General features: G+C 47.8%; 5 protein-coding genes. All 5 read right to left on the bottom strand.

Translation table 11 applies throughout. The features are described 5' to 3' along the window. Positions 1 to 314: 314 nt before the first annotated feature. A complete protein-coding gene (locus VE954_RS41970; protein WP_324964526.1) occupies positions 315 to 1,418 on the bottom strand; it encodes an ISAs1 family transposase in 1,104 nt (367 codons plus the stop codon). A 270-nt stretch (positions 1,419 to 1,688) separates the two neighbouring features. Continuing rightward, positions 1,689 to 2,246, bottom strand: coding sequence for a YfiR family protein (locus VE954_RS41965; protein ID WP_324964524.1), 558 nt, complete (start codon positions 2,244 to 2,246; stop codon positions 1,689 to 1,691). Positions 2,247 to 2,329: 83 nt separating this feature from the next. Further along, positions 2,330 to 4,414 (bottom strand): TonB-dependent receptor plug domain-containing protein, encoded by a 2,085-nt coding sequence (locus VE954_RS41960; RefSeq protein ID WP_324964522.1) that lies wholly within the window; start codon positions 4,412 to 4,414, stop codon positions 2,330 to 2,332. A gap of 111 nt (positions 4,415 to 4,525) precedes the next feature. Beyond that, positions 4,526 to 5,884, bottom strand: a complete 1,359-nt coding sequence (locus VE954_RS41955; RefSeq protein ID WP_324964520.1) for a hypothetical protein — start codon at positions 5,882 to 5,884, stop codon at positions 4,526 to 4,528. Between the two features lie 221 nt (positions 5,885 to 6,105). Then, complete coding sequence (locus VE954_RS41950) at positions 6,106 to 8,247, bottom strand: ATP-binding protein (RefSeq protein ID WP_324964518.1); 2,142 nt, start codon at positions 8,245 to 8,247, stop codon at positions 6,106 to 6,108. Positions 8,248 to 8,657: the final 410 nt, after the last annotated feature.

The raw sequence follows: 8,657 nt of genomic DNA, 5'->3' as shown, positions 1-8,657 counted from the left end.
CTGTCTACGCTTAGTCCATTTCGTTACCTCCAGGGACTCAAGACTCGTTACGCGGTGGGGCTGACTTCCCCTTCCGCTGCGGGACTTTCACCCGCGAGATACACGCCGCTTATCTTGGCGCACAAAGAATGCTGAAAAACTAATCAAGGCGTTGAGCGAATCTTCTTCACTAGACCTTGATACTCGTAAAATCAAGTCTGGAAGGGGAATTCATGGGGTTGTTCCCTTCGGCTTCTTGCACAAAGGCCATCTTCTGGTCGCAGCGCTGCCGTGAGAGATGGCGCTCCCGTGTATGAATCATTGTTTTTTTGACATCAGATTTTTGAGAAGAGGTATCCGAGGTCAGTGTCTTTGCCATAAAGGCAGGAGCGGATGGTTTTCGCGATCTGAAACTGACCTTTTTTCCTGAAAATGGCCATGATCACGTTACGCAGGGTGATCATAAGGTGAGGAAGGGAGCCGGACCTTACACTGCTGCGATCCTCATTGAATGTGACGTCTCTTACATAAAACATTTTATTTTCAACCGTCCAGTGGCCTCGATTCAACTGGAGCAGCTGGGCTGCATCCGAATCCTTAAGACTCGTCAGGCCATAGACCTGCTCACGTCTGATTTTGCCACTTTTTCTAATAACGCTTTCCCGCTCGATAATAAAGGCCTGTTCTGCGGTGGGAAAATGAAGCCAGAATGGAAGCTCCTTCATCAGGTATAGAGTTCTTTTATCCTCTCTTCCATGTCCTCGGTCCTCGGTGCTCGCTTTTGAATAGGAATTTTCCTTGATGGTGAGCATGTTCAGACGCCCGATAAGCTTTTTCCTGTTTCCCTTCATCGTGAAAACATAATCGGCCTCCCTGCCCTTGAGCCATGCTGCAAAATCCTTTGTGCTATGAAGGGCATCGGCGGTCACTATTTTGCCGCGAATATCAATCGAATCGAGGAGGGGTCTTATTTCATGAATCTCGCTGGCTTTATAATCGACCGGCATGTCGCCCAGCGGCTGGGCATCGCCGTGTGTGATGGCGGAAAGAACATGAATCTGCCTGCCGTTTTTATCTCTCGATGCCTTGAGAGTCTTGCCATCAACCGCAATGGCTTGAGAGCTGCTGCTGACGGAGAGCCAGTTATAAAGCTGACTTTGAAAAGCTCTGAGCTCAACTTTCCGAAGGGCTTTGCGGACCGTTGATTCGTGAGGAGGCCCATCCCTGTAATTGCCGAGCAGGCGAAGTTTGGATTTTGGCTGGGCACAAATCCACTCTGCGATCTGAACGAAGCCCTGGGCACCACACATCATTGCACAGGCTGTTGCCCTAAGAAGAAAGGAGAGGGAATATCGTTTTCCGCGTGAGCTTCTCGAGTCACTCGTCGCCTCGAACTGATCGGCCAGGGAAAAGGCCTGCCCTTCCATGTCAGATTGCATGTAAAAACCCTCCTCAGGAGGAGGATTGAATCTGTCAGGAGGAGTATTTAGTCAATCATATTGGGGCATTGATTAAATCCTGAGCATTCTTTCCGGGGCCCTGTAGACCAAAGGCTCTGTCGCAAACATTTCCGAGGGTAAAGTGAGATTTTGAAGGGAACATTCCCAGGACGCAGTTATCCTGCGAGGGCGTAAAACTGCTCGAAAGGAGTGGAGCCCAGGATGTCCAGCTGGCGTTTTTTCCGGGGCCCTGGGAAAAGCTCCCAACAACTACTCCAGGACTTCGGCAAGCTGCAGGAGCCTGGGATCAAAACTTGCACCCATTTCGTCCGACACTTTTTTATTGATAATGATCTTTGGTTTCCCGGATTCAAGCTTGATACCTATACTCAGGCCTTTGTCGAGGTAATCGCGAGAATCGCTGTAGGTTAAAACCTTTTTTTCCTTAGCCATAAGAAGCAGTTTGCTAGCGGGTTCGCCCATATTCTTACAGACATATAAAGCGTTAAGATCCTTTGCATCAAAGACCACGGCAGGATCAGCAGTTGCCGGCATTGCAATTTCAACCAGCCTAACCGACTTACCATGAAGTTTTTCAGAACCAATTTTTTCCTTAAATTTTCCAGCAATCTCTTTGCAATGTTCTTTGGAACTTTCGCTTCCATCGATATGTACGATACCAATCGTAAAATCCGATTTCACTCGAGCCTCAAGGGAACGATCAAATTTTAAAACCTTTAAGAAAATAATAGCCTGGAAATCAGCTGGTATTTCTGTTGCCGCAAGGCCCTCAGGCATGAAACGCAGGAGCATGACGAGAGTTGTCAAAACCAGGATTTTTATTTTCGATCGCACGGGTCGCATCTCCGTTCATATTCGTTTCGACTTTTAAGTCTATTTCCGATACCTTTTTAGCCTCCGGATCCTGGCGTGCTGAGACCAACGAAGACCATCCTACCGATCCTGTCTCCATACCCATACTCGCGTTTTCCATCGTTGCCGCCTGTCAGATTACGGCCGTTCACAAATAGATCAAGTTCTTTCGACAGAGGATAGGAAGCTTTTGCGTTCAAGATGAAAACCTGGCCCAGAGACTCTTTTTCCGTGCCGTTCACGTTGGGAAAAGCCTGTTCGCCAAGAAAAAAGCCGTTGACGTTAAGATTAAGAAGGGCTGTTGGAGTGCTTGATGCACTAAAGCCGCCATATATGGCTGGCGTTGGCTGGTCTTCGTCCTCTTTTTGCCCTTCAGTCTCGTATCGGGTGTCTTGCCAGGTTACAAAGGGAGTGAATGTAAGAAAGCGGGAAGGAGCAATTGACAGTGCCGTGGTAAATCCTTTTTGGAAAGCCTTACGATCAATATTTTTATACTTCCAATCGATTGCAGCCTTGCCGCTGCTCGAATCCGTTTTATCAAATACAAGGTCTGACAGGTTATAGATTTCGCTCACAAACGCGCTCAGCTCCGCAGTCAGCGAACCACTCAACTTCCCTCGCCAACCCATATCGATGGAATCGACGGTCATCAGGGAAAGATCAGTGTTGCCAAGGTAACTTATGTGGGACTCATCTGTGGACAGGCGGTACTGAAGATAATTGTCCACCATGAACGGAGCCCGGTTTGCTCGCGAATAGGCGGCATGCAACATCTGATTCACGTTGACCTTATAGCGCGTTGAAAATTGATACGAGACATAGTCATCGTCAGGATTATTATACCTGTCAATCCTGGCAGCAGCCAGAAGCTTTAGATCATTGTTCAAAAGCGAATAGTCAGTAAGAAGCGACGCAGCGACGCCGGTAAGTTTCTCTTCGCCCCCTATGAATTCGCCTTTGTACGTTGCCTCCCGATAGTTAACGGCAGGTCGAATCATTAAGTTGGTAAATTCGAACGTGTAGTCAACGGCTGCATCATTGACCGCAAGGTCATACTTCCAATCGCTCATGCCATTCGTTTGCTGTTCGCCCTGTACAGTCGTTACTTGTGTGGAAAGCTTGTTAAATTTGCCTCGAAAGTCCATGTAATAAGTATCCGATTCATTGGTCGTTAGCGGCGTGGCAAAATTGTTCACCAAAATTTTTTGTGCCATCGAGCTTTGAATTCCACCGTTCAATTCCAGGGACGAGTTATTACCGAGATCATAGGTTGAGAATAGATTTGCACCATAATTCTTGATGGAAGTCTCAGGATCTGGATAGCGCTCGGAAAGCCTGTCCAGTCGTGCTGATGTGTCTTCAGGATTATCGAGATCCGGTTGCAGAAGAGTTGTATTTACCAGTCGAAGATCTTTATAGTTTTTTGTGCTCCAATCGTAATTGTCCTTGCTAAAACGAGTGCGCTGCGAAGCGTTTACCGAAAGGATTGTGGTGAATTTGTTGTTGGAGTTATAACCCACGGCAGCATTGGCGACGAAATTTTCGCGATCATGGACGTTGAAGCTCGACCTCTGATAGACGCCCTTATCCCGCAAATCACGCGTAACCAGGTTGATAACTCCAGACACTGCGTTTGGTCCGTAAAGCGCTGACGACGGTCCACGGATGACTTCAATTCGCTCGATGTCATGCAACCCGATCGGCAAGGACTCCCAAAAGGTCCCTCCCGAAAAATAGTTATAAACAACTCTATAATCAATCATAACCAAAAGAGTAGTACTCGAAGGAAAGGGCAGAAGTTTATTGATGGAAACATTGTCCAAACCCTGAATGTGAACGTCGTAGACACCTGGCGATTGCTCACGCACAACCATGCCCGGAATAAGCCGTAGCGCCTCGGGAATGGACGTCGCTCCGGCGCGGGAAATCTGCTCATAATGCAAAACCGAAACGTCCAAAGAAGACTCGAATAGTGGCTCAGGCTTTTTAGTGACCAGCTCGATGATCTCGACGTTCAAAAGTTCATCAAGCGACAGCTCATCGTACTCCTCCTGCGAGAAACCGTTGTCAGCTGTAAATGAATAAATGAGCAATATCAAAGTCAGTAACCTGGTTAGCCGCACAATGTAGCTCCTATTAATTAACCGTTGTCGAATGTCGGACCAGAAATTCTGGCGCTTTTTCTGGCTCAGACCAGTCCTGGCGCTTTCAAAGCCATACGGAGACTATACTTTTTAAGGCAGGTATCCATTCGCGTCGAGCCACGTCCAATCTTTAAGCCAGTTTTTATCCTTGAAAGCACCGACATGGTTTGTGAATTCAAAGAATTCATCGGTCCTGCAGCTGTCGCTTGCTGAGAGCACAGGGCTGCCTGCCTTCGGCAATGGATCCAGGCTTCCCTTGTTGAACACATCGATTGCCACAGTCGTAAGTTGGGGATCGATTTCATTGACGGTAATTAGATTCTTTACGTCCTTGTGAACGGCGCTGTCCCTGCAGTTGAAGGCAACATTATTTGGCGAATAGTAAAGGGAATGGCTCGTGCTGTCTTTGGGAGCCGTGGCGACAATGAGTGCAATTGTAGGGGAGTCACTGACTCGAAGGCAGGTGCCATTGCCATTTAACGTCAGAATGTTTCGGAAGTCCCCTCCCGTGCCTTCGCGTAAACGGATCAGCTGGTCGGTTTGATCGGTTTTGTTTTCACCTTTCTCATTCTTTTCGGCAGCTGGAATGTCGCTGCCAGGGCCGATAAAGGTGGCATTGCAGACCTGAGGGTATGAACGAGGCTGCAGATCCATTTCCTTCCCGTCATTGTCCATTTCCAGTGCACGACCAGCCACATCGTGTCCGGAAAGTGAAAACAGATGCTGCAGGCGGCCCTGATAGCCGAGATCCGTGTCGAAAGAATCATCTTTGACAAATAACGCTGACAGATATTTGGCATCAACTGTGCCGCCGAAAAACTCGAAAGCGTCATCATTGTTCCAGGCGACTTCAACGTGGTCAACAACCGTACCTCGGCCAACCCCCGCAAAAGTCATTCCATTGATCTCGTTATTTTCACCAATGTTTCGTCCACCATACCAGACCCGAACATAGCGCAGGATTCCGCTGCTATCGTCAGGATCGCTACCTCCGTACTGGATGCCAGCTATCCCTTCAACGAAGCGCTTTTCGGGTGGTTGATTCACAGGCGCTCGACCCAGGATGATCACCCCCCCCCATAACCCGCGCTTGGGCAAGAGCGAAAGATCAGCTGCTGAGGTAAAAGTGATAGGTTTTTCCTTGGTCCCATCAGCGATGATTTGCGCACCAGGTTTTATAACAAGAACAGGGGCCAGCCCATTGACATCGCTGGCGATCGACTTGATAGTCGTGCCTGCTTCGATCGTAAGCCTGGTGCCAGACTCAACTGTTACCTGTCCTATGAGAAGATAGTCTTTCTCCGCAGACCATACCGTGTCCTTCGTAATAATTCCACCCAGCTCCACACTGGTGTTGCTGATCTCTGCCTCGTTGCGACAGCTGGACAGCCAGAGAGCGGCGATGGCAGTTGTTATCGCAAGCGCACTAACGCCACTTTTCAAAAGCATGTTCGCAGCCCCCTCGATTCCTGTGTTGATATTAAACCATATAATATCATAAATGGTCTGCTTAGCAAGTGACTTGGATTGAGAACAAATGGATTCACATCCAGCACTGGCTCACAGCCAAATAAGTACAAGGGAAGGCGAGGCCCTTTTTATTTTCTTGTTTGGAAAAAAAGCCAGGCAATCGTTTGGCGATCTGTCGGGCTTGTCGTGCCCGCACAGAGTTAGGCGGCGATCTGATCTGTGTCAACGGCGCGTTCAGAAGGCAGAGAAATTTCGAATTGAGTTCCCACCCCTTTTTCAGAGAACACTGTGATCTGTCCGCCAAGCTCTTGCACGATAGATCGGACCGCATCCATACCAACACCCCGACCTGATGTTTCAGTTATCTGATCAGCGGTTGAAAGCGAGGGCGTAAAGATCAGATTGATCTTATCCTTGAAAGTAGCTGTCTGGGCCTGAGCATTCGTCCAAATCCCAGCTGCAACCGCCTTTATTGCCAGCTTTTCGACGTCGATTCCCTTGCCATCGTCCTTTATAACGAGATAGAGCATATTGCCTTTTCGGAAACAGCCTACGCTGATAATGCCGGAAGCCGCTTTTCCAAGTGACTCCCGTTCAGCAAAGGTCTCGATCCCATGATCAACACAGTTGCGAAAGATATGGACCAACGCACCGTCACATCGCTGGAGCTCTTTAAAGGAAACGTTATCGCAGTCACTTGCAAACGAAACTGTGGCTGATTTCCCCGATTTTCGGGCGAGAACTTCCACAAGTTTGGAATATTTTCCGAGAACTTCACTGGCTGGAAATAGCTCGAGCATGGAAAGCAGATGGACCCAGGTTGGATCCCGCCGGATTGCAGTTTCCTTTAGGTGGGCAAGCTTTTTCCGATCAACACGAACATAACTTTCGGACTTATGCAGGCCCAACACTTCGTTGATATCGGTCGTCTGAAATTTCCATTGATCTTTGATATGCTCCCACTTGGCAATGGCTTTTTTAGGCTGACTGATGAATTCTTCAGCTGCAACGATATCTTCCAACTCATGAATATGCTCGGCGAGTGTCGCGAATTCAAAAGTTGCTGTGTTGCCTTTGAGGGTATGGAGATCGCGCTTTATAACCTTCAAATTGATAGCGCCGTAATCGATAAAGGTAGCTTCTATTTTTTTGAACAGTCCTACAGCCTCATCAAAAAATTCGCGGAAACTCTCCAGGTTGCCTGCTGCCATTGAAATGCGTTTGATTCGCTCCTCCTGGAGGCGTCTGGCTTGCTCCGAAGCCAGCTGCTCGGTAATGTCGCTGACGAAAACGATCACTTTATCAAGATCACCAGTTGCATTAAAGAGTTCCCTGTATTCGAAACGGACATGCTTTATGCCGTTTTCCGTTTCAATATAGGCCTTGCAAGGAAGCATGGCAACAGTTCCATCGAACGGGTTAAAAAATCCGCTGTCATCCCAAAGGCAGGAGAGCACGGTTGCTACCGTCTTCTCATCGATTCGCGAGTAGCCTTGAAGAAACGCATGGATAGATTCGTGCTTGCTGCTATCTGGCAGAATCAAGCTGAGAGCCTGGGAGCGCTCCTTTGCAATCATGCCGTTACGATCGAAAAAGAATATGCCGGTCGTAAGGCTTGCCAGCAGACTGCGCAGGTTCGAGTCACTTTTGCGTATTGCTGTTACCATCAAGTTAAATGTGCTTGCCAATTGCCCGGTTTCGTCCTTTGAGCTGACTACAAGCAAGTCCTGCTCGAGATCACCTCCGGCTATTTTTTGCGCCGCCGCCACCACGGAAGCAATCGGTTTGGTGATTTTGCCGCCTATGAACATGGCGAAGACAAGACCAAAAACCAAAATGCCAAACGTAATTGTCGATATAGTAAGAAAGTTATTACGCTCAGCGGATCGAATTTCATCCATCGAGAAACCGGTGATAAGGTTGGCAATCACGTCGCCACCCGATTCAACCGGCGTAATCACATGGAGCATGCCATCGAGTACGAAGTAACTGTCTTTCATGTCCTTTGGTATCGTAATCTTATCGGCTAAATCCTGATTGAAGCCACTAAAAACTGTGCCATCCACCTTGCGAACCATAGCGTAAAGTAAATTTTTATTGGACTTTGCATTCTTGAAGACGTCTTCCGCAGTTTTTGTGTCTTCGAATTCAATACCACCGACGATGCTAAACGCCATCATTTTCGATAGGGTTTTAGACTCATTTGTAAGCCCTCGCATTGTCAGCTGGGTCAAGTTTTGGGGGAAATAGCCAAGCATGAATACTGCAATTGCAAAAATAACTGTGGCGATTCCACCAAAAAATTTATATTTTATAGAGAGATTCGCGAGATATTGTTGCACAGTGGATCCTTCCTATTAAAAAGCACTTGGAAAATTATAGTCTTGTAGTCGACAGGAAGGCGCTGAAACTTAAATAATTGCAAGTAAAAGCAACGACATTCACAGCTTGCTGTTGACCGGACGATGGAATTGATTGAGCAATTCCCATTTCTACGATTTGAAAAGGTGGGTTTGCTGGGTTTCGAAAGGCCGTATGACGTAAGGGGTTATAAGCACTCTCTAGCCGACCATTCGCACCAGATCCAGCCCATAAGCAAATCGATGCGCCGGAAAAAAATGGTTGAAGTGAGTTTCTGAAGGGATCATTCCCCGGACACAGTTATCCTGCAAGGGTGTAAAACTGCTCAAATGGAGTGGAGCCCTGGATATCAAGCTGGCCTTTTTTGATCATGGCCATCATCTCAATGCCG

Source organism: Oligoflexus sp. (assembly GCF_035638955.1).
GTDB lineage: Bacteria > Bdellovibrionota_B > Oligoflexia > Oligoflexales > Oligoflexaceae > Oligoflexus.
Note: the sequence above shows the minus strand (reverse complement) of the source record. Positions and strands in the feature narration are given on the sequence as shown.

What these genes read in the sequence shown, in the direction of transcription:
- VE954_RS41970 (WP_324964526.1), bottom strand. Translation starts at nt 1,418, where the DNA reads ATGCAATCTGACATGGAAGGGCAGGCCTTTTCCCTGGCCGATCAGTTC.
- VE954_RS41955 (WP_324964520.1), bottom strand. Translation starts at nt 5,884, where the DNA reads ATGCTTTTGAAAAGTGGCGTTAGTGCGCTTGCGATAACAACTGCCATC.